The organism is Microbacterium wangchenii (genome assembly GCF_004564355.1).
GTDB classification, from domain to species: domain Bacteria; phylum Actinomycetota; class Actinomycetes; order Actinomycetales; family Microbacteriaceae; genus Microbacterium; species Microbacterium wangchenii.
This window is the reverse complement of the sequence record NZ_CP038266.1, coordinates 2,512,503-2,532,857: the sequence shown is the minus strand read 5'-3', so window position 1 is coordinate 2,532,857 and position 20,355 is coordinate 2,512,503. Positions and strand designations below refer to the sequence as shown.

The window sequence follows — 20,355 nt, the reverse complement described above, 5'->3', positions numbered from 1 at the left end:
ATGACGAATGATCTGGCCATCGTGATCCTCGCCGCCGGTCAAGGCACGCGCATGCGCTCGCGCCTGCCCAAGGTGCTCCATCCCCTCGGCGGGCGGCCGCTCGTGGGGCACGTGCTGGACACCGCTGCTGCCCTGGATCCCGTGCGGATCGAGGTGGTCGTCCGCCATGACCGCGACCGCGTCGTGGAGACCGTCAACGACCTCGCCCCCGGCGTGCACGTCGTCGACCAGGACGAGATCCCCGGCACCGGCCGGGCCGTGCAGGTGGCGCTGGACGACCTCGGCGACTTCGCCGGCGACGTCCTCGTGCTCAGCGGCGACGTGCCGCTGCTGGAGACCTCCACCCTCGCCGACCTCCTCGCCACCCACCGGGCGTCGGGGGCGGCGGCGACCATCCTCAGCGCGCGCGTGGACGACCCCACCGGCTACGGCCGCATCATCCGCGACTCCCACGGCGACGTGCAGCGCATCGTCGAGCAGAAGGACGCCAGCGACGACGAGGCCGCCGTGGCGGAGATCAACGTCGGCGTCTACGTCTTCCAGGCCCCCGCGCTGCGCAGCCACCTCGACCTCGTGGGCACGGCGAACGCGCAGGGCGAGCGCTACCTGACCGACGTCGTGGGACTGCTGCGCGACTCCCGGCTGCTGGTGGCCGCCGCCCTCGCCCCCGATGCCACCGCGGCGCTCGGCGTGAACGATCGCGTGCAGCTGGCCGAGGCGGCGCGCATCCTCAACGCCCGGACGGTCCGTCGCTGGCAGCTGGAGGGCGTGAGCGTGCAGGATCCGGCCACGACGTGGATCGACGTGGACGCCACCCTCGCTCCGGATGTGACGGTCCTGCCCAACACGCACATCCTGGGCGCAACGACCATCGCCGCCGGCGCCACGGTGGGGCCGGACACGAGCCTGGTGGACTGCGAAGTGGGGGAGGACGCCGTCGTCCGGCGCACCGACGCGACCCTCGCCGTCATCGGCGCGCGCACGAACGTCGGCCCGTTCGCGTTCCTCCGCCCCAACACCACGCTGGCCGAGGGCGGCAAGATCGGCACCTTCGTCGAGACGAAGAACTCCTCGATCGGGGAGGGCAGCAAGGTGCCGCACCTGTCCTACATCGGCGACACCACCATCGGGCGCGGCGTGAACCTGGGTGCCGGTGCGATCACGGCGAACTACGACGATCTGACCAAGCACCGCACCGAGATCGGCGACGAGGTGCACACCGGCTCGCACAACGTGTTCGTGGCGCCGGTTAGGATCGAAGCAGGTGCCAAGACCGGGGCCGGCGCGGTGATCCGCAAGAACGTTCCCCCCGGCGCCCTGGCACTGAGCGTGGCCCCCCAGCGCAACGTCGAGGGGTGGGTCGAAAAGAACCGACCGGGCACGGGCGCGGCATCCGCCGCAGCTCACGCCCGGGCTGCACAGGAAGCTGGCGATGGGTCGCAAGAAGAACACGGTTGATCTCGATCGGGTCAACGGCATCGCCCCCGGCCTGGTGGCCAAGACGAAGAAGCGTCTCGTCGTCGCCGCCGGTCGCTCCCACCGCGAGCTGGCGGCCCAGGTCGCCGCGCAGCTCGGCACGGAGCTCGCCCCCACCGAGCACCGCACCTTCGCGTCGGGGGAGATCTACACGCGCTTCGAGGTGTCCATCCGCGGATGCGACGTCTTCGTCATCCAGTCCTTCGGCCCGCCGGTCAACGAGTGGCTCATGGAGCTGCTCATCATGCTGGACGCCCTCAAGCGCGCGTCGGCCAAGCGCATCACCGTCGTGGCGCCGTACTTCCCGTACTCCCGGCAGGACAAGAAGGGCCGCGGCCGCGAGCCGATCAGCGCGCGCCTGATCACCGACCTGCTCACCACCGCCGGCGCCGACCGCATCATGAGCGTCGATCTGCACGCCGCGCAGATCCAGGGCTTCTTCGACGGACCCGTGGACCACCTCTTCGCCAAGCCGGTGCTGCTGGAGTACTTCCGTGAGCACCTGAGCGAAGAGGACCGCGAGACGCTCACGGTCGTCTCGCCCGATATGGGCCGCGTGCGCGTGGCCGACACGTGGTCGGACAGCCTGGGCGCGCCGCTGGCGATCATCCACAAGCGGCGCGATCCGAAGGTCGCGAACCAGGTCACGGTGCACGAGATCGTCGGTGAGGTCTCCGGCCGCACGTGCCTGCTGGTGGACGACATGATCGACACCGGCGGCACGATCGTCAAGGCGGCGCAGGCGCTGAAGGAGGCCGGCGCGCGCAAGGTCATCGTCGCCGCCACCCACGCGATCTTCAGCCCGCCCGCCATCGAGCGGCTGCAGGACGTCGCGATCGACCAGGTCGTGGTCACCGACACGGTGCCGATCCCCGCCGACGAACGGTTCGAGGGCCTCACCGTGCTGTCCATCGCGCCGCTGCTGGCGCGCGCGATCCGCGAGGTCTTCGAAGACGGCTCGGTCACCAGCATGTTCGGCGGCGAGGCCTGACCCCCGCGTGAAGGAGAACCCCATGCTCCACCCCAGCGCTCCACCCCGCCCCGTCCGTGTCGGTGCTGCCCTCGCCGGGGTCGTGGGCCTGGCCGGCCTGTCCGGTTGCGCCAGTTCCGGCGCGCAGGCCGGCGCGCCGTCGGAGGACATCGCCTACACCGACGGCACCTACACGGCCGAGGGCTCGTATCGCACCCCCGAGACGACCGAGACCATCGAGGTCACGATCACCCTGGCCGATGACGTCATCACCGCCGTGGAGGTGGTCGGTGACCCGCAGGCGCCGCAGTCGGTGCAGTACCAGGGGCGCTTCATCGGCGGCATCTCGGATGAGGTCGTCGGCCGCGACATCGACGAGATCTCGGTGAGCCGAGTGGCGGGCTCCTCGCTCACCAGCGGCGGATTCAACGACGCCCTCGAGACCATCAAGGCAGAGGCCGCGGCCTGAGCCGATGCGGCCGGCACCGCGCGCGGTCTGGACGTTCGACGCGATCGGCACGCTCTGGTCGGTGGAGACCGCTGAGCCGCTTCCGCCCGAGGTGCGCTCGCGGGTCGAGGGGATCGTGGATGCGTTCGACCGGACCTGGTCGCGCTTCCGCCCCGACTCCCTCGTGAGCGTCCTGGCCGGCTCGGGCGGCACGGTGCCCCTTCCGCCCGATGCTCCGGCGATGCTCGAGGTCTACACCGCACTGGACACCGCCACCGGCGGGGGCGTCAACCCGCTCGTCGGCGACGCGCTCGCGCGTCTCGGCTACGGCGCGGGATACCGCCTGTCCGCCGCCGCAAGCCCGGTGCCCGCTCCGGCCGACTGGCGCCGCAGCCTGACGTGGGAGGACGGCCGGCTCGCCCTCGATGCTCCGGCGATGATCGACGTGGGCGCCGTGGGGAAGGGGCGCCTCGTCGACCTCGTGCTGGCCGCCGTGCAGGAATCCGGCGCGGCCGACGTGCTCGTGGATGCGTCCGGCGACCTCGCCGTCCGCGGCGCCGCGCACCGCATCGGGTTGGAGCATCCGTTCGACCCCCGTCGCGCGATCGGCGTGATCGAGGTCGCCGACGCCGCCCTGTGCGCCTCCGGCGTCACCCGGCGCGCGTGGGGGCAGGGGCTCCATCACGTCCTGGACGCCCGGACCGGAGCGCCCGTGCGCGCCTACGCCGCCACGTGGGCGGTCGCCGGCACCGCACTGCACGCCGACGCGCTGGCCACCGCCCTGTTCTTCGAGGGCGGGCCGGAGCTGGCCGCCGCGTGGGGCGCGCAGTGGGTGCGGATGCGCACCGACGGCCGCGTGGAGTGGTCGCCCGGATGTACGGCAGAGTTGTTCTCGTGATCGGTGCACTGACCGCGGGGTGGACGCGCGTGTTCGGCGTCCTCGGCCGCCTCTCCAGCTACCGCCTCGTGCTGCTGTCGCTGGCCGCCCTCGCCGCCATCGCCGTCGTGCTCTCCCTCGTGGGCCTGGTGGGCCCCGGCCCGCTCGAGCTCATCGTCACCGCGATCGTGCTCGGCGCCGTCTGCGTCGTCGTCGACCTCGCGCTGCACCGGATGCTGCGGGTGCCGCTGCGGGTGGAATCCTCCCTCATCACCGCCGCGATCCTGCTGTTCGTGCTGTTCCCGACGGTGGATCCCGCGGGCCTGGCCGGCATCGCGGGAGCCGGTGCCGTGGCCTCCCTGTCGAAATACGTGCTCGCCTGGCGCGGGCGCCACGTCTTCAACCCCGCCGCGGTGGGCGCGGCGGCGCTCACCCTCGTCGGCGTCGCCGTGCCGGCGCTGGGCGCCTCGGCATGGTGGGTGGGGACTCCCGCGATGGCCGTCCCGGTGCTCGTGCTGGGGGTGGCGGTGCTGTGGCGCACCGAGAAGCTGCGCATGGTCGCGGGGTTCTGGGTCATCGCGGTGGGGGTGGCGTTCTTGCGGGCGGTGGCCCTGGATTCCGCCGCCGGTGTCGAGGTGGACGCGCTCGCCATCCTCACGCAAGTGGCGCTGTCGTCGCCGTACCTGTTCCTGGGCGCCTTCATGCTGTCCGAACCGCTCACGATGCCCCCGCGCCGCTGGCAGCAGTTCGCCGTCGCGGCGCTCGTCGGCGTGCTCGCGGGCTGGCCGATCGATGTGGGGGCGATCACGCTCGGGCAGGAGTTCGCCCTCCTGGCGGGCAACCTCCTCGCGTTCGCCTTCACGTGGCGCGCGGCCGTCCGGCTCGTCCTGGAAGGACGGCGGGAGGTGACACCGACGGTGCGCGAGCTGACCTTCCGCACCCGGCGTCCCTTCGCCTTCCGGCCGGGGCAGTACCTCGAACTGGCAGTGCCGCACCGGCGCCCGGATGCGCGCGGCACACGGCGGGAGTTCTCCATCGCCTCCGCCCCGGAGGAGATGCCCGTCGTGCGGATCGCCTTCAAGGAGGGCTCCAAATCCAGCTACAAGCGGGCCCTCGCCGCTGTGCCGCCCGGTGCCACCCTCCCGGTGACGGGCGTGTGGGGCGATTTCCTTCTGCCCACCCGGACCACGGCGCCGCTGCTGCTGGTGGCCGCCGGGATCGGGGTGACGCCGTTCGTGTCGCAGCTGCGCCACGTCGTGACCACCGAGCAGGACCGTGACATCGTGCTCGTCTACGTCGTCTCGGATGCTTCGGAGCTGGCGTATCGCGATGAGATCGAGCGCTCCGGGATCCCGGTGGTGGTGTACTCGCGCGACGCGCCCGCCGACCTGCCGGCGCACTGGCGCTGGGCCGGCCGCGGCGTGCGGGTGGACGCGGACGGGCTCCTGCGGATGGTGCCCGACATCACCGCGCGCCACGCCTACATCTCCGGCCCGCCGGCACTGCTGGCCGATCTGGCACCGGCGCTGGAGCGTGCCCGCTCGCTCACGACCGACGCGTTCTCGGGGTACTGAGCCCTCACGCGGAGCCGGCGTGCCGCAACGGCAGGCGCACCTCGAAGGTGGTGTCGCCCGGCGTGCTGCGAACGCCGATGGTGCCGTCGTGCGCCGCAACGATCGCCCGCGCGATCGACAGCCCCAAGCCGGTGCCGCCGGTCTGACGTGCGCGGGACACGTCGCCGCGCGAGAACCGCTCGAACAGCCGGTCGGCCACGGCCGGATCGACACCGGGCCCGTCGTCGTGCACGCTGAGCACGCCCTCCTCGCCCTCCCGGCGCACCGATACCGTCACGACCGTGCCGGCGGGCGTGTGCGTGCGCGCATTGGCCAGCAGGTTGTCGGCGACCTGGCGAAGGCGCGCGGCGTCGCCGGCCAGCGTGACGGGTTCGTCGTCGACGTCCAGCACCCAGCGGTGGGCGGGCCCCGCCGGACGGGCGTCCTCGACGGCTTCGATGGCGAGCCGGGTGAGGTCGACCTCGTCGTAGACCAGCTCGGTTCCCTCGTCCAGTCGGGCCAGCAGCAGCAGGTCCTCCACGAGCGCGGTCATCCGCAGTGATTGCGCCTGGATCCGCTCCAGCGCCGCCTGGATGCCGGGGGTCAGCGACGGGTCGCGCAGGGACAGTTCCGAGTACCCGCGGATGGAGGTGAGGGGCGTGCGCAGTTCGTGGCTCGCGTCGGCGACGAAGCTGCGCATCAGCTCCTCGTTGCGCTGGCGGGCCGTGAGCGAGGCATCCACGTGGTCGAGCAGGGTGTTCAAGGCTGCGCCGACCTGCCCGATCTCGGTGCTCTCGTCCGCCTGATCGGCCGGCACCCGTTCGGTGATCGACACGTCGCCGGAGTCCATGCGCACCTTCGCCACACGCGTGGCGGTGTCGGCGACGGCGCGCAGCGGGCCGAGCCCGATCCGGATGACGACGGCGATGATCGCCGAGAGCAGCAGCAGGCCGCCGGTGGTGACGATGACGACGGTCGCGAGGATCTGCGACAGCGTGCCGGTGATCTCCGTCAGCGGCAGGCCGATGATCGCGAGCACCTGGCGGCCCTCCAACGTGGCCACCCGGTAGTCGCCCAGGGCGGCCAGCTCGACGGTGTAGGACGTGGCCCCGCCCACCGACTCGAGGATGTCGGAGATCTGCGACCGGTCCAGCACGCGAACGGTGCCGTCGTCGACGTACGCGCCGGTGGTGCCGCCGCCCGCTGTCCGCGTGACCAGCAGCGTGCCGTCGCCGAAGCGGCCGGTGGTCAGCACTTCCTGGGCCGTGCTCTGCGGGTTCAGCCGCACGTCCTCCGCGGCCTTGCGCACGTTCGTGTCGAGGTTCTCCTGCAGCACCTGGCCGAGGATCGCGGCCGTGGACAGCGCGATGATCGCGAGGATGACCGCGACCATCCCGATGATCGCGGTCATCAACCGCGCCTGCAGGCTCCAGGTGTGGTAGCTCGGGAGGCGGTTCCGGGGCCCCGTCACTGCGGCGCTTTGATCATGTAGCCGACGCCGCGCACAGTGTGGATGAGGGGTTCGCGCCCCTGGTCGATCTTCTTGCGCAGGTAGGAGATGTAGAGCTCGACGACGCTGGAGCGACCGCCGAAGTCGTAGTTCCACACGCGGTCGAGGATCTGCGCCTTGGACACCACTCGCCGCTGGTTGCGCATGAGATAGCGCAGCAGCTCGAACTCGGTCGCGGTGAGCTCGATCTCGTCGTCGCCGCGGAAGACCTCATGGCTGTCCTCGTTCAGCGACAGATCGGCCACGCGCAGGATCGGCTCGGCGTCTCCCGCGGTCGCCGTCCCGGCGCGTCGCATGAGCCCGCGCAGCCGGGCCACGACCTCCTCAAGGCTGAACGGCTTGGTGACGTAGTCGTCGCCGCCGGCGGTGAGGCCGGCGACGCGATCGGCCACGGCATCCTTGGCGGTCAGGAACAGCACCGGCACGTCGTTGCCCGAGTGGCGCAGGCGCTGCAGCACCGACATGCCGTCGAGGTCGGGCATCATGATGTCCAGCACCATGGCATCGGGCGCGAAGTCGCGGGCGGCCTGCAGGGCCTGCAGCCCGGACGAGGCCGTCCGCACGTCCCAGCCCTCCATGCGCAGCGCCATCGAAAGAAGGTCGGTGAGCATCTGCTCGTCATCGACGACGAGAACGCGCAGCGGAGTGCCGTCGGGTCGGGTCAGGGCGGTGGGGGTGGCAGCCGCGTTCATGAGGCCATTGTGCGCCTTGAACTATGACATTCCTATGGTCCCGGTTATGTGCAGGCTGTGAGCGCCGTGAGGCGGGCCCGATCAGGCGCCTGCGGAGCGCGCGTGCGCGATCATCCGGTCGAACATCGCATCCCGGCGTTCGTCGATCTGCTGCCGCTCGGGGTGAGACTCGAACCAGGCCAGGATGCGCCGTGCGCCCTCGTCGAAGGGGATCGTCGTCCGGAATTCCGGCACCAGGGCCGACACCTTGGCGTTGTCGAACACCATGGAATGGGCCTTGTCGCCGAGGAGACCGGGCCCGAGGTCGGGGTCCCACGCGGCGATCGTCTCGCTGGCGATGTGCACGAGCTGCGGATCGGCCACGCCGGCCGCGTCGGCGAGCCACGTGTAGATCTGGTTCCACGTGGGCGCGTGCGTTCCGGTGAGCGTGAACGCTTCGCCGATCGCGGCGGGGTTGCCGAGGAGCCCGGTGAAGGCGACGGCGAAGTCGTCGCTGTGGGTCAGCGTCCACTGCGTCGTGCCGTCGCCGTGGACCACGACGGGCTTGCCGGCGCGCAGGCGCGCCACGTCGGTCCATCCCGCCATCGTGGGCAGCAGCGTGTCGTCGTACGTGTGGGACGGGCGCACGATCGTGACAGGGAGGCCCCGGTCGCGGTAGGCCGCGATGAGGAGGTCCTCGCACGCGATCTTGTCGCGGGAGTACTGCCAGAACGGATTGCGCAGCGGCGTGGATTCGGTCACGGGCACGCGCGTGGGCGGCTTCTGGTACGCCGAAGCGGAGCTGATGAAGATGTACTGCCCGGCACGTTCGCCGGCGACCTCGAGCGCCGTCTGCACGTGCGCGGGCACGAACGACAGGAAATCGGCGACGACGTCGAACTCAGCGCCCGCCAGCGCTGCGCTCACCGCCTCGGCGTCGCGGACGTCGGCGACCAGCTCCCGCACTTCCGGGGGCAGCGTTCGCGGGCTCCGGCCGCGGTTGAGGACGGTCACGTCGTGACCCGCCGCGACGGCGGCGTGCACGCACGACGTGCTGATGACACCGGAACCGCCCAGGAAGAGGATGCGTCGAGAGCTCACACGACGACCCTAGACCTGCCGTTCTTCCCTGTGTCGGCGCCCGGGTCTACCGTGTGGCGCATGAACACGACAGAACTCTCGGCGCGCGTGAGCGGCGCGCTCGTGCGACCCGGCGATCCCGATTGGGATCGGGCGCGGCTGTTCCACTCGGGTATCGGCGAGCCCGACCTCATCGTGCGGGCCGCCGACGTCGAAGACGTCCGTGCAGGGGTGGCCTACGCCGCCGCGCACAACCTCCCCGTCGGTGTGCGCGGCGGCGGGCACAGCGCGTGGGGGAGCGTCCCCGGTGGCGTCCTCATCGACCTCGCGGCCCTCCGCGACATCCGCGCCGACGCCGCCACCGGCCGGGTGTCGGTGGGCGGGGGAGCCACGTGGGGCGAGGTCGCCCGGGCCCTGGCGGGGGAGGGGCTCGGTCTCAGCTCGGGCGACACCGCCTCGGTGGGCGTGGCAGGACTGACGCTGGGCGGCGGGGTCGGCTGGATGGTGCGGGCGTGGGGGCTCGCGGCCGACCAGCTCGTCGGCGCGCAGGTGGTGACCGCCTCGGGCGAGGTCGTGGAGGCCTCGGCCACGGAGCATCCCGACCTGTTCTGGGCCCTGCGCGGCGGCGGAGGCAACGTCGGCGTCGTCACGCGGTTCGACTTCCTCGCCCACCCGCTGCGGGACATCGTGTTCGCGGTGCTGCGGATCTCCGGCGACGCGGGCGCGACCCTGCGGGTGCTGCGCGATCTGATGCGCGACGCGGCGCGCGGGTTCACCGTGACGTACATGGACGTGCCGGCGATGGACCCCAACGCCCCCGCGGGCGCGACGATCACGCTGTGCGGGATCGACACCGACGTCGCGGCCACGCGTGCCTTCCTGGAGCCGGTGCTGGCGGTGCCCGGCGTGGTCGCGGAGGAGATCGAGGTGCGCGCCTACCCCGACGTGCTCATGGAGATGCCCGGGTACGATCCCGACCAGCCCCCGCCCGGTTTCATCGGCGGCAACACGCTGCTGCCCGAGCTCGGCGACGACGTCATCGACGCGCTCGTGACGTTCCGCGCCACGCGGCCGGCGGCGGTCGTGCTGCTGCGTTCGCTGGGGGGTGCGTACGGCGACGTGCCCGCCGGGGACACTCCCTTCCCGGCCCGGTCGGCCACGTGGTTCGCGATGGCCGGGGCCTTCGACGTGCCGGGACTGCTGGATGCGGAGGGCGTCGCCGCCGCCGAGCGGGAGTGGGCCGGCATCGAGGCGCACGGACTGGCGCGGTACGCCAACTTCAGCGTCTCGACCGATCCGGAGTGGGCCCGCCGGATGTACCCGGAGCCGGTCTGGTCGCGCCTCGCGGCGATCAAGCGGACGTGGGACCCGGGCAATCTGTTCCGCCGTAACCACAACGTGCCGCCCGCGATCGCGGACGGCACGTCATGATGAGCGGTCAGTGCGTGTCTTCGGCCTCGATCTCGGTGCGGTCGCCCGACCACAGCGTGTGGAAGGTGCCCGGCTTGTCGATGCGCTTGTAGGTGTGCGCGCCGAAGAAATCGCGCTGTCCCTGGATGAGCGCGGCCGGCAGGCGCTCGGCGCGCAGCCCGTCGTAATACGCCAGCGACGACGAGAAGGCCGGCGCCGGGATGCCCGCGCGCGCGGAGGTGGCCACGACGTCACGCCAGGCCGACTGCGCCCGCGTGAGCGCGTCCACGAAGTAAGGGGCCGTCAGCAGCACCGGCAGCTCCGGCGTGGCGGCGTAGGCCTCGGTGATGCGGTTGAGGAACTGCGCCCGGATGATGCACCCGCCGCGCCAGATGGCCGCGATCCGGCCGAGGTCGATGTTCCACCCGTACTCGGCCGCCCCCGCGCGGATCTCGTCGAAGCCCTGCGAGTACGCGACGATCTTGGATGCGTACAGGGCGAGGCGGATCTTCTCGATGAAGGCGTCCACGTCGTCCACGCGCAGCGCGTCGCGCGAGTCCTCCGCGGGTCCCGGCAGTTCGCGGGAGACCTCGCGCTGCTCGGGGTGGCTGGACAGCGACCGGGCGAAGGTGGCCTCGGCGATCCCGGAGACCGGTACGCCCAGGCTCAGCGCCGTCTGCACGGTCCACGCGCCGGTGCCCTTGGCCCCGGCCTGATCGACGATGAGGTCCACGAGCGGGCGGCCGGTTCCGGCGTCCACCTGCCGCAGCACTTCCGCGGTGATCTCGATGAGGTACGACTCGAGTTCACCGCGGTTCCACTCGGCGAACACATCCGCGATCTCGGCGGGGCTCTTGCCGGTGCCGCGGCGGATGAGGTCGTACGCCTCGGCGATCAGCTGCATGTCGGCGTACTCGATGCCGTTGTGCACCATCTTCACGAAGTGCCCGGCGCCGTCGTGGCCGACGTGCGTCACGCACGGTTCGCCGTCGGCGACCGCGGCGATCGAGCGCAGGATGGGGCCCAGCGTGGCCCAGGACTCGTCCGACCCGCCCGGCATGAGCGACGGGCCGTTCAGCGCGCCCTCCTCACCGCCGGAGACGCCCATGCCGACGAAGTTGATCCCCGTCTCGCGCACCGCCTTCTCGCGTCGGATGGTGTCGGTGAACAGCGCGTTGCCGCCGTCGACGATGATGTCGCCGGGTTCGAACACGCGCACGAGCTCTTCGATGACCGCGTCCGTCGCGCCACCGGCCTTGACCATGATGACCGCGGTGCGCGGGCGCTGCAGCGACCCGGCGAACTCCTCGTACGAGAACGCGGGGACGAATCCGGCTTCCGGGTGGGCGGCGACCAGTTCGTCCGTCTTGGAGCGGGAACGGTTGAGCACCGCGACGGTATTGCCTTCGCGGCTGGCGAGGTTGCGGGCGAGATTGGACCCCATCACCGCGAGGCCGACGACGCCGATGTTGGCGGTCCCGCTGCCGTCGGCGGGGGCGTCGCTACCCGCCTCGGTCGTGGGGCGGGGGACGTCTTCGGGCGCGGGTGCGCCCTCGTGCTCGGTGGTGGCCTCGTCCGGTGCCTGATCCTGATCGGTGGACAGCTGAGTCTGGGCGGGATCGCTTGCGGACACGCGGGCTCCTGGTCTTCGGGGGCGGAATCGGCGCAGCCCCCGGAGCTCGGGGGCTGCGCGGCGGGGGTCAGTCGTTGCGGTAGCCGGAGCGGCCGAGCGACCAGAACGCCCCGATGGTGCCGAGGAGACCGACTGCGGCGATGCCGCCGACGATCCACAGCATCAGGTGCGAGAAGAATTCCGCGGGCATGGGTCCTCCGTATATCGGCTGCGTCCTCATCGTATCGGGGCCGCTGGTAGGCTGGAGACACATACTTCGGCGAGGGATGCGTCCGCCCAGGGCGACGCGTCCGTGATCGACGCGGTGAAGCAGGCTCACGGCTTTCCTCACGCGCTCGCGTTCGAGTCGAAACCAGACCCCACATCGGGCCCGTGTGCCCGCAAGGAGAATCCAACATGTCGGAAGACAACAAGGTCCACGCCGAGCTGCGTGAGAACTTCGGCAAGGGCCACGCCCGCCGCCTGCGCGCCACCGGGAAGATCCCGGCCGTGCTGTACGGCCACGGCGCTGACCCCATCCACCTCGCCCTTCCCGGCCACCAGGTGTCGCTGCTCATCCGCCGCGCCAACGCGCTGCTCGACCTGGACGTGGCCGGTACGAGCCAGTACGCCCTCGTCAAGGACGTGCAGAAGGACCCTGTGCACCAGATCATCGAGCACATGGACCTTCTCGTGGTGAAGAAGGGTGAGAAGGTGTCCGTCGACGTCCCGATCATCGTCACCGGTGAGTCGGCCCCCGGCACCATCGCGAACCTCGACGCCACGACGATCCTCATCGAGGCCGAGGCCACCCACCTGCCCGAGTCGATCGAGGTCAGCGTCGAGGGCCTGGAGGACGGCACGCACATCACCGCCGCCGACCTGACCCTGCCGGCCGGCTCCGTGCTGATCGCCGACCCGGAGACGCTGATCGTCGGCGTGTCGGTCCCGTCCGCGACGCTCGCCGCCGAGGACGAGATCGCCGAGGCCGATGCCGCAGTGGCCGAGGAGCAGTCCGAGGAGGCCGCCGAGTCCGAGTGACCGGTCCGATCTTCCCGAAGGGGCGCCTCGTGCGCCCCTTCGGCGTCTGTGCGGGGATCCGGGAGGATGATGTCGATGGCTGAGACATGGTTGATCGTGGGCCTGGGCAACCCAGGTCCCCGGTACGAGAGCACGCGGCACAACGTGGGGCAGATGGTGTTGGACGAGCTCGCGCGTCGCCGCGGCGAGCGGTTCACCTCCCACAAGGCCCACGCCGCTGTGGCCGAGTCGTGGCTGCGACCGGGCGGGGCCAAGCTCGTGCTGGCCAAGCCGCTCAGCTTCATGAACGTCTCGGGCGGCCCGGTGGCCAATCTCGCGAAGTACTACGGGATCGATGCCGACCACATCGTCGTGGTGCACGACGAACTCGACATCCCCTTCGACACCCTCAAGCTCAAGATCGGCGGGGGTGCCGGGGGCCACAACGGGGTGCGGGATGTGGCGAAGGCCCTGGGCACGCCGGAGTTCGTGCGCGTGCGCGTGGGCATCGGGCGGCCGCCGGGTCGCCAGGATCCGGCCGACTGGGTGCTCGAACCCTTCGGTGCGGGTGAGCGGGCGACGCTGCCCAATCTGATCGTGGATGCCGCGGATGCGGTGGAGCTCGTCGTGGACGAGGGACTGCTGGCCGCGCAGCAGCGGTTCCACGCGCCCCGCTGAGCGCGACGCGTGGAACCGCCGGCGATCACGCCAGGTAGGGCGCGGCGCCTGCCGCGGCGCCGATGCCGTAGAACATCGAGACAGCCCCGACGCCGATGACGGCGAGAACGATGGCGACGATGCCCCACACGCGTCCGCGGTTCTTCACGGCCGCGATGATGCCCTGGATGAAGCCCCACAGGGCGAGGGCGCCCCACACAACGAAGGCGACGACGGCGAGCACGACCGACGTGACGGCGATCTGCTCCGCCTCGGGCGGGACCGCACCGGAGAAGTTCCCCGAACTGTCGGTGTAGGCGACGAGACCGCCGAACTGCATACCGGCGATGAAGGCGATGATCGAGCCGATGACGGCACCGGCCAGCGAGGCGGCGAAGGCGATGATCCCGAGGCGCGCCGGGCCCTTCTCCTTGCCGGTGGGCTGCCCGGCCGCGGGTGCGTACCCGCCGGCGGGTGCCGACGGCGCCGGATAGGCAGGCGGCGGCGTGGGCTGATTGGCGGGGTCGGGTGAGGTGTTGCTCATGAGTGCTCCTTTTGTCACGGGTCAATGTCGCGGTCAGTCTAGGGGTGGCCCGTCGCGGCCATCGACCGCACCGCCGGATGTCGGGGCGGGCCGTAGAATCTTTCGGTGACAGTCCCCGGAATCGTTCGCGCCCTCGAGCAGGCGGAGTCGTTCCGTGACGCTGCCTCGGCGGCGGTGTCCGACCTCGACCTCTCCCTCGTCGACGGCCTCGATGTGCCGGTTCTCGCCGGGCTGGTCGAGCGCCGCCGGGAGAACGGCAGACCGGGGTGCCTTCTCGTCGTGGCCCCCACGGGGCGACGGGCGGAGTCGCTCGGGCCGGCGCTCGCCGCCGTTCTGCCCGGCGCCGAGGTGCTGCACTTCCCCGCGTGGGAGACGCTCCCGCACGAGCGGCTGAGCCCGAGCCCCGAGACGGTCGGGCGGCGCATCGACGTCCTCCGCCGCATCGCGGCGTGGGATGGTGCGGCCCCGCTCGTGGTGACCGCGTCGGTGCGCAGCGCGCTGCAGCCGCTGGCGGCGGGCCTGGGGGACGTCGAGGCGATCGAGCTGACCGTCGGGGGCCGGGGCCACGACCTCGAGGCCGTCGTGGTGCGGCTGGTCGAACTGGCCTACCACCGTGTCGACATGGTCTCCCGCCGGGGCGAGTTCGCCGTGCGCGGTGGCATCCTCGACGTGTTCCCCCCGAACGCCGACCACCCGCTGCGGGTGGATTTCTTCGGCGACGAAGTGGACGAGATCCGCGCGTTCTCCGTGGCCGACCAGCGTTCCCTTCCCGGCGCCGTTCCCAGCGTCACCCTCATCCCCAGCCGCGAACTGCTCCTGACCGCCGACGTGCGGGAGCGGGCCGAGGCCCTGAAGGACGAGTTGCCGGGACTGGCCACGATGCTCGAGCGCATGAGCGAGGGCATCCCGACCGACGGCATGGAGTCGCTCATGCCGGTCCTGGTCGACGCCCTGGTGCCGCTGGTGGACTTCCTGCCCGGTCAGGCCGCGGTCGCCCTCGTCGACCCCGAGCGCGCCACGGCCCGGGCGCAGACCCTGGGCGAGACCAACCGGGAGTTCCTGGAGGCGGCGTGGTCGGCGGCGACGGCGGGGGCGCGCGCGCCGATCGACCTGGGCGCCGGCGACTTCCTGACGCTGGGGCAGCTGCGCGACGCCGCCCGCGAGCGCGGAGACGTGTGGTGGACGCTGTCGGCGTTCGACTCCGGCGCGGCGGATGCCTTCGCCGAAGGGCTCGACACCGACGACACCACGGTCCGCATCCGCGGTGAGGCGGTGCCGTCCTTCCACGGCAACGTCGAGGGCGCCACGACTCACGTGGGCGAGCTCGTCGCCGAGGGATGGAGCGTCGTGGTCGCCGCATCCGGCGCCGGCCTGGTCGACCGCGCGCGCGACGTGCTCTCCGAGCGCGGGATCGCCGCCCGGCGCGTGGATGACGTGCTGCACGCGCCCGAGCCCGGCGTCGTGCACGTGGTCGCGGCGCCGCTGGAACGCGGATTCCAGTTGCCCGAGGTGCGGTTCGCCGTGCTCACCGAGTCGGAGTTCTACGGGCGCACGATCGGAAGCGACGCCCGCGTGGTGAAGAAGCTCGCCTCCCGGCGCCGCAACGTCGTCGACCCGCTGCAGCTGAAGCCGGGCGACTTCGTGGTGCATGCCACTCACGGCATCGGCCGCTTCGTCGAACTCGCTCAGCGCGAGGTGTCCAGCGGTGGGCGCAACCCCGTCAAGACCACGCGCGAATACGTCGTGCTGGAATACGCCCCCTCCAAGCGCGGGTACCCGGGCGACAAGCTGTTCGTCCCCACCGATCAGCTCGACCTCCTCTCGCGCTATGTCGGCGGCGAGGCCCCGACCCTGTCGAAGATGGGCGGCAGCGACTGGGCGCAGGCCAAGGGCCGCGCGCGCAAGGCGGTGCGCGACATCGCCGTCGAACTGGTGAAGCTCTATTCGGCGCGCATGGCATCCAAGGGCCACGCGTTCGGCCCCGACACCCCGTGGCAGCGGGAGCTGGAAGAGGCGTTCCCCTTCGCCGAGACGCCGGACCAGCTGCAGACGATCGACGAGATCAAAGCCGACATGGAAAAGCCCATCCCGATGGACCGGCTGCTGTCGGGCGACGTGGGATTCGGGAAGACCGAGGTCGCCGTGCGCGCGGCGTTCAAGGCGATCCAGGACGGCAAGCAGGTGGCGATGCTCGTCCCCACCACGCTGCTGGTCAAACAGCACACCGAGACATTCACTGAGCGCTTCGCCGGATTCCCCGTCAAGGTGCGCGCCCTCTCCCGGTTCCAGAGCGACAAGGACGCCCGCGAGATCCTCGCCGGTCTCACCGACGGCACGATCGACATGGTGATCGGAACGCACCGCATCCTCACCGAGAAGGTCGTGTTCAAAGACCTGGGTCTTCTCATCATCGACGAGGAGCAGCGGTTCGGCGTCGAGCACAAGGACGCGCTGAAGAAGCTCAAGAAGAACGTCGACATCCTCGCGATGAGCGCCACGCCCATTCCGCGGACGCTCGAGATGGCCGTCACCGGCATCCGCGAGATGTCCACGCTGCAGACCCCGCCTGAGGACCGGCACCCGATCCTGTCGTACGTGGGCCCGCGCAACGACAAGCAGATCGCCGCCGCCATCCGCCGGGAGCTGCTGCGCGAGGGCCAGGTGTTCTACGTGCACAACCGCGTGAAGTCGATCCAGCGGGTCGCCGCCGACCTCGCCGAACTCGTGCCCGAGGCCCGCATCGCCGTCGCCCACGGCCAGATGGGCGAGAACGCGCTCGAGCACGTCGTGGATGATTTCTGGGAGCGCCGGGCCGACGTGCTGGTGTGCACGACGATCGTGGAGACGGGGCTAGACATCTCCAATGCGAACACGATCATCATCGATCGCGCCGACAAGTACGGCCTGTCGCAGCTGCACCAGCTGCGCGGGCGCGTGGGCCGCGCACGGGAGCGCGCCTACGCGTACTTCCTCTACGACGACACCAAGCCGCTGTCGGAGACCGCCGCCGACCGCCTGGAGACGATCGCGGTCAACAACGACCTGGGCAGCGGCATGCAGGTGGCCCTGAAAGACCTCGAGCTGCGTGGCGCGGGAAACCTGCTCGGCGCGGAGCAGGCCGGGCACATCGCCGGAGTGGGCTTCGACCTGTACCTGCGCATGATCGGCGAGGCGGTGTCGACCTTCCGCGGCGAGGACACCGAAGGACCCACCGAGCTGCGCCTGGAGCTTCCGGTGGATGCGCGCCTGCCGGAGACGTACATCGACAGCGAGCGGCTGCGCCTTGAGGCCTACCAGAAGCTCTCGGCCGCGGCATCCGCCACCGCCAAGGACGACGCGATCGACGCGGTCGTCGACGAACTGCGCGACCGCTACGGCGAACCGCCGCGCGAAGTGGAAGGCCTCATCGCGGTGGCGCGCCTGCGCCGTCGCGCCGCGCGTGCCGGTCTCACGGATGTCGTGGCGATGGGCCCGAACCTGCGCCTGGCACCGGCGAACCTCCCCGACTCGATGCGCGTGCGCCTGCAGCGTCTGCACCCCAAGGCCAAGGTCGTCGCCGGTGGCGAGGCCCTTGTCGTACCGCTTCCGGCGGCGGATTCGGATGCCGCGCTCATCGCGTGGACGGCGCAGCTGCTCGACCAGCTCTTCCCCGAGCCCGTCCCCGCCGAGTCCGCCGCCGCCTCCTGACGCCGAAAGTGCACCAAGCCCGCGAGAGTGCACCAGATCCGGTGCACTCTGGCCGAGTCGATGCACTCTCGGCGGCCCGGGCGCGGGTCAGCCGGTGTTCTGCAGGCCCGCGGCCACACCGCTGACCGACAGGAGCAGCAGGCGCTCCTGCTCCGGGTCGCGGGGAGCGTCCGGATCGCGCAGCGCCCGCAGGGCACGCAGCTGCAGCAGCGACAGGGCATCGACGTAGGGGCTGCGCATCTTCACGGCGCGCTGGAGGACCGGCTTGGTGGCCAGCAGCTCGTCGCCGCCGGTCACCCGGATCACCCACGACCGCGTGAGGGTCATCTCGGCCATCACGAGGTCGGCCAGGTCGGCGCGGTCGTCCAGGTCGAGGTAGCGCCGCGCGATGCGGGCGTCGGCCTTGGCCAGGCTCATGGCGACGTTGTCGATCAGCGTGCGCAGGAGCGGCCACTCCTGGTACGCCTCGCGCAGGCGCTCCTCGTCGCCGACGGCCTCCAGGGCGGTGCCCAGGCCGAACCATCCGGCGAGGTTGATGCGCGCCTGCGTCCACGCGAACACCCACGGGATGGCGCGGAGGTCCTCCAGCGACTCCACCGACAGGCCGCGCCGCGCAGGCCGGGAGCCGAGCGCGAGCTGGCCGATCTCCTCCATCGGGGTCACGCGCGCGAACCACGGCGCGAACCCGGGCGCCTTCACGAGGGCGAAGAAGCGCTCGCGGGATGCCGCATCCATCGTGCGCGCGATGTCGGCGTACCGCTCGGCCGCCGCGCGGTTGCGGGATTCGTTCGACGGAGCGGAGGCCATGAGCACCGCGGCGGCGACCTGGTCGATGTGGCGCATCGCGATGGCCGGGTCGCCGTAACGCGCGAAGATGACCTCGCCCTGCTCGGTGAGCTTGAACCGCCCCTCGACCGAGTGCGGCGGCTGGGCGAGGATGGCGGAGTTCGCCGGACCGCCGCCGCGCCCGAGCGCCCCGCCGCGCCCATGGAAGAGCGTCAGCTCGATGCCGGTGCGCTGGGCCCATTCGCCGATCTCGGCCTGCGCCTCGTACAGGGCGAGGTTGGCCGCGACGGGGCCGACGTCCTTCGACGAGTCGGAGTACCCCAGCATGACCTCCAGGCGCCGCCCGGTCTGCTCCAGGCGCGCGGCGAAGGCGGGGTGGCCGACGATCTCGGCGAGGATGCCGGGGGCCGCCCGCAGGTCGGCGAAGGTCTCGAACAGGGGGATGACATCGAGCACGGGCGGCGTGCCGTTCTCGCCCACGGCGTGCCGGGCCAGGCGGTGCACGGCGGCGAGATCGTCGGCAGAGCGGGTGAACGACACGATGTAGCGCCCCGCCGCCTTGGGGCCGAAGCGCTCCTGGATGTACGCGATCGCGCGGAAGGTGTCGAGCACCTCTTCGGTCTCGTCGTCGGTGTCCCCGGCGTCCAGGCGCGCGAGGACGCGCGCGTGCACGGCGGAGTGCTGACGCACCTCCAGCTCGGCGAGGTGGAAGCCGAACGTCTCCACCTGCCACACCAGCTGCTGCAGGTGCCCGTACGCCTGGCGCGCGGCTCCCGCGGCGACCAGCGACTCCTGCACGGTGCGGAGGTCGGCCAGCAGATGCTCGGGGTCGCGGTAGGCGAGATCGGCGTCGCGCGTGCGGGTGGCCGCGATCCGGCGTGCCAGGAGGAGCATGATGCGGCGGTGCGGCTCGTTCGGCGACCGCTGCGCGATGTCGGCGGCAGCCTCCTCGTCACCGGCGCGCAACCGCTGCCACAGCGCCACGAGCGCGTCGCTGGGCGGCGTGGATGCGGCATCCAGCGTGAGTCCGCGCCCCACCCGCAGCGCCGTGCGCTCCAGCCCCCGCAGCACGTGCTCGCTCGCGATCGCGGCCGCCTTGCGGGTGACGGACGCTGTGACGAACGGGTTGCCGTCGCGGTCGCCGCCCACCCACGAGCCCAGGCGGACGAAGGGGCGCACGATCGGCGCGCGTGCCCCGGCGTCATCGCCCTGCAGGGTGTCGTCGACGCGGCGGTACACGTGCGGGACGGCGGTGTAGAGCGTCTCGTCGAAGACGCCCATGACCGATCGCACCTCGTCGGTGGGCGAGGGCTTCTCCGCACGCAGGGGAGCCGTGCGCCACAGCACGTCGATCTCCTCCAGCATGCGACGCTCGGCGCGGCGGCGGGCGGTCCCGTCCTCGGCGGCGGTGTCGTAGCCGTCGAGCAGCTCCGACAGGCGGCGGATGCTCGCCGACACCGCACGACGGCGGGCCTCGGTGGGGTGGGCGGTGAAGACGGGGTGGAACCGCAGGCCGCGCAGGCGCTCTCGGGCGGCGTCTTCGCCCACCTCCTCCGACAGGCGGGCGAACGCGGTGGCGATCGAGTCCGCCGCATCCGCCGAACCGGCGCGACCGTCGCGCTCGCGGAGGATGCGCACGCGCTGGTGCTCTTCGGCGAGGTTCACGAGGTGGAAGTAGCACGTGAACGCACGCGCCACCTCGTCGGCGCGTGCCACCGAGAATCCGTCGGCGATGCGCGCCGCCCGGGCGAACGCCTCGGGGGTCTCGTCGGTGTACGCCTGGATCGTCGCGGTGCGCAGCCGTTCGACGTCCTCGAACAGCCCCGGCGACCCGCTCTCCCGTAGGACGCGTCCCAGGAGCGAGCCGAGCACGCGCACGTCGGCGCGCATCTCCTCGGGGAGTTCCTGGCCGGCCTCGAAGCGGCCGACGAGGTCGATGGCTTCCGTGGGGGTCAGTTCTTGCACCCGCCAACGCTACCCGCCCGGGACCCGTGTCCTGGCGCGGGCGGCGACGTAGGCTGTGGCTCTGGCGGGCGGGGGCCCCGGTCGCCGCA

The 20,355-nt window shown here is 71.6% G+C and carries 16 protein-coding genes; 9 read left to right on the top strand and 7 right to left on the bottom strand.

What is annotated here, in order from left to right; all coding sequences use genetic code 11:
- Genes glmU through E4K62_RS12195 form a run of 5 tightly spaced genes read left to right on the top strand, consistent with a single transcriptional unit; the run spans position 1 to position 5,345 of the window.
- Positions 1 to 1,458: a bifunctional UDP-N-acetylglucosamine diphosphorylase/glucosamine-1-phosphate N-acetyltransferase GlmU gene (glmU, locus tag E4K62_RS12215; RefSeq protein ID WP_135067808.1), complete on the top strand. Its 1,458-nt coding sequence runs from the start codon at positions 1 to 3 to the stop codon at positions 1,456 to 1,458.
- On the top strand, positions 1,433 to 2,467 hold the full coding sequence (locus tag E4K62_RS12210; RefSeq protein ID WP_135067806.1) for a ribose-phosphate diphosphokinase: 1,035 nt from the start codon (positions 1,433 to 1,435) through the stop codon (positions 2,465 to 2,467). The genes glmU and E4K62_RS12210 overlap by 26 nt, the downstream gene beginning before the upstream one ends.
- Before the next feature lie 22 nt (positions 2,468 to 2,489).
- A complete protein-coding gene (locus tag E4K62_RS12205; protein ID WP_135067804.1) occupies positions 2,490 to 2,915 on the top strand; it encodes a hypothetical protein in 426 nt (141 codons plus the stop codon).
- Between the two features lie 4 nt (positions 2,916 to 2,919).
- On the top strand, positions 2,920 to 3,792 hold the full coding sequence (locus E4K62_RS12200; RefSeq protein ID WP_135067802.1) for an FAD:protein FMN transferase: 873 nt from the start codon (positions 2,920 to 2,922) through the stop codon (positions 3,790 to 3,792).
- Entirely contained in the window at positions 3,789 to 5,345 is a 1,557-nt protein-coding gene (locus E4K62_RS12195; RefSeq protein ID WP_135067800.1) for an FAD-dependent oxidoreductase, read from the top strand. The genes E4K62_RS12200 and E4K62_RS12195 overlap by 4 nt, the downstream gene beginning before the upstream one ends.
- A 4-nt stretch (positions 5,346 to 5,349) precedes the next feature.
- Here the strand turns inward: E4K62_RS12195 and E4K62_RS12190 are convergent, their stop codons facing one another.
- From E4K62_RS12190 to E4K62_RS12180, 3 genes are all read right to left on the bottom strand, one after another.
- On the bottom strand, positions 5,350 to 6,735 hold the full coding sequence (locus E4K62_RS12190) for a sensor histidine kinase (protein ID WP_240742682.1): 1,386 nt from the start codon (positions 6,733 to 6,735) through the stop codon (positions 5,350 to 5,352).
- A 56-nt stretch (positions 6,736 to 6,791) separates the two neighbouring features.
- On the bottom strand, positions 6,792 to 7,526 hold the full coding sequence (locus E4K62_RS12185) for a response regulator transcription factor (protein WP_135067798.1): 735 nt from the start codon (positions 7,524 to 7,526) through the stop codon (positions 6,792 to 6,794).
- A gap of 81 nt (positions 7,527 to 7,607) precedes the next feature.
- Positions 7,608 to 8,606 carry an SDR family oxidoreductase gene (locus E4K62_RS12180; RefSeq protein ID WP_135067796.1) on the bottom strand — a complete coding sequence of 333 codons (999 nt, stop codon included), beginning with the start codon at positions 8,604 to 8,606 and terminating at the stop codon, positions 7,608 to 7,610.
- A gap of 60 nt (positions 8,607 to 8,666) precedes the next feature.
- Here E4K62_RS12180 and E4K62_RS12175 point away from each other — a divergent pair, with 60 nt between their 5' ends.
- Entirely contained in the window at positions 8,667 to 10,016 is a 1,350-nt protein-coding gene (locus E4K62_RS12175; protein WP_135067794.1) for an FAD-binding oxidoreductase, read from the top strand.
- A 7-nt stretch (positions 10,017 to 10,023) separates the two neighbouring features.
- Here the strand turns inward: E4K62_RS12175 and gndA are convergent, their stop codons facing one another.
- Both gndA and E4K62_RS18990 read right to left on the bottom strand, forming a co-directional pair.
- Complete coding sequence (gndA, locus tag E4K62_RS12170; protein WP_261799212.1) at positions 10,024 to 11,463, bottom strand: NADP-dependent phosphogluconate dehydrogenase; 1,440 nt, start codon at positions 11,461 to 11,463, stop codon at positions 10,024 to 10,026.
- Positions 11,464 to 11,695: 232 nt separating this feature from the next.
- Positions 11,696 to 11,818, bottom strand: a complete 123-nt coding sequence (locus tag E4K62_RS18990) for a hypothetical protein (RefSeq protein ID WP_261799210.1) — start codon at positions 11,816 to 11,818, stop codon at positions 11,696 to 11,698.
- 206 nt (positions 11,819 to 12,024) lie between these two features.
- On the opposite strand from E4K62_RS18990, the gene E4K62_RS12165 reads away from it, so the two are divergent.
- Together E4K62_RS12165 and pth are read left to right on the top strand one after the other, a co-directional pair.
- Positions 12,025 to 12,648, top strand: a complete 624-nt coding sequence (locus E4K62_RS12165; protein ID WP_135067790.1) for a 50S ribosomal protein L25/general stress protein Ctc — start codon at positions 12,025 to 12,027, stop codon at positions 12,646 to 12,648.
- 75 nt (positions 12,649 to 12,723) lie between these two features.
- Complete coding sequence (pth, locus tag E4K62_RS12160; RefSeq protein ID WP_135067788.1) at positions 12,724 to 13,305, top strand: aminoacyl-tRNA hydrolase; 582 nt, start codon at positions 12,724 to 12,726, stop codon at positions 13,303 to 13,305.
- A gap of 25 nt (positions 13,306 to 13,330) precedes the next feature.
- Here the strand turns inward: pth and E4K62_RS12155 are convergent, their stop codons facing one another.
- Positions 13,331 to 13,828 (bottom strand): hypothetical protein, encoded by a 498-nt coding sequence (locus tag E4K62_RS12155; protein ID WP_135067786.1) that lies wholly within the window; start codon positions 13,826 to 13,828, stop codon positions 13,331 to 13,333.
- A 105-nt stretch (positions 13,829 to 13,933) separates the two neighbouring features.
- Between E4K62_RS12155 and mfd the strand changes: the two genes are divergently transcribed.
- On the top strand, positions 13,934 to 17,515 hold the full coding sequence (mfd, locus tag E4K62_RS12150) for a transcription-repair coupling factor (protein ID WP_135067784.1): 3,582 nt from the start codon (positions 13,934 to 13,936) through the stop codon (positions 17,513 to 17,515).
- 87 nt (positions 17,516 to 17,602) lie between these two features.
- Here the strand turns inward: mfd and E4K62_RS12145 are convergent, their stop codons facing one another.
- Positions 17,603 to 20,266: a phosphoenolpyruvate carboxylase gene (locus E4K62_RS12145; RefSeq protein WP_135067782.1), complete on the bottom strand. Its 2,664-nt coding sequence runs from the start codon at positions 20,264 to 20,266 to the stop codon at positions 17,603 to 17,605.
- Between the last annotated feature and the right edge of the window lie 89 nt (positions 20,267 to 20,355).

Excerpts from the sequence above, each read along its gene's own strand:
- E4K62_RS12155 (WP_135067786.1), bottom strand. The coding sequence starts at position 13,828 with ATGAGCAACACCTCACCCGACCCCGCCAATCAGCCCACGCCGCCGCCT.
- glmU (WP_135067808.1), top strand. The coding sequence starts at position 1 with ATGACGAATGATCTGGCCATCGTGATCCTCGCCGCCGGTCAAGGCACG.
- E4K62_RS12175 (WP_135067794.1), top strand. The coding sequence starts at position 8,667 with ATGAACACGACAGAACTCTCGGCGCGCGTGAGCGGCGCGCTCGTGCGA.
- E4K62_RS12205 (WP_135067804.1), top strand. The coding sequence starts at position 2,490 with ATGCTCCACCCCAGCGCTCCACCCCGCCCCGTCCGTGTCGGTGCTGCC.
- E4K62_RS18990 (WP_261799210.1), bottom strand. The coding sequence starts at position 11,818 with ATGCCCGCGGAATTCTTCTCGCACCTGATGCTGTGGATCGTCGGCGGC.
- E4K62_RS12190 (WP_240742682.1), bottom strand. The coding sequence starts at position 6,735 with ATGACCGCGATCATCGGGATGGTCGCGGTCATCCTCGCGATCATCGCG.
- E4K62_RS12210 (WP_135067806.1), top strand. The coding sequence starts at position 1,433 with ATGGGTCGCAAGAAGAACACGGTTGATCTCGATCGGGTCAACGGCATC.
- E4K62_RS12200 (WP_135067802.1), top strand. The coding sequence starts at position 2,920 with ATGCGGCCGGCACCGCGCGCGGTCTGGACGTTCGACGCGATCGGCACG.
- pth (WP_135067788.1), top strand. The coding sequence starts at position 12,724 with ATGGCTGAGACATGGTTGATCGTGGGCCTGGGCAACCCAGGTCCCCGG.
- E4K62_RS12165 (WP_135067790.1), top strand. The coding sequence starts at position 12,025 with ATGTCGGAAGACAACAAGGTCCACGCCGAGCTGCGTGAGAACTTCGGC.
- E4K62_RS12185 (WP_135067798.1), bottom strand. The coding sequence starts at position 7,526 with ATGAACGCGGCTGCCACCCCCACCGCCCTGACCCGACCCGACGGCACT.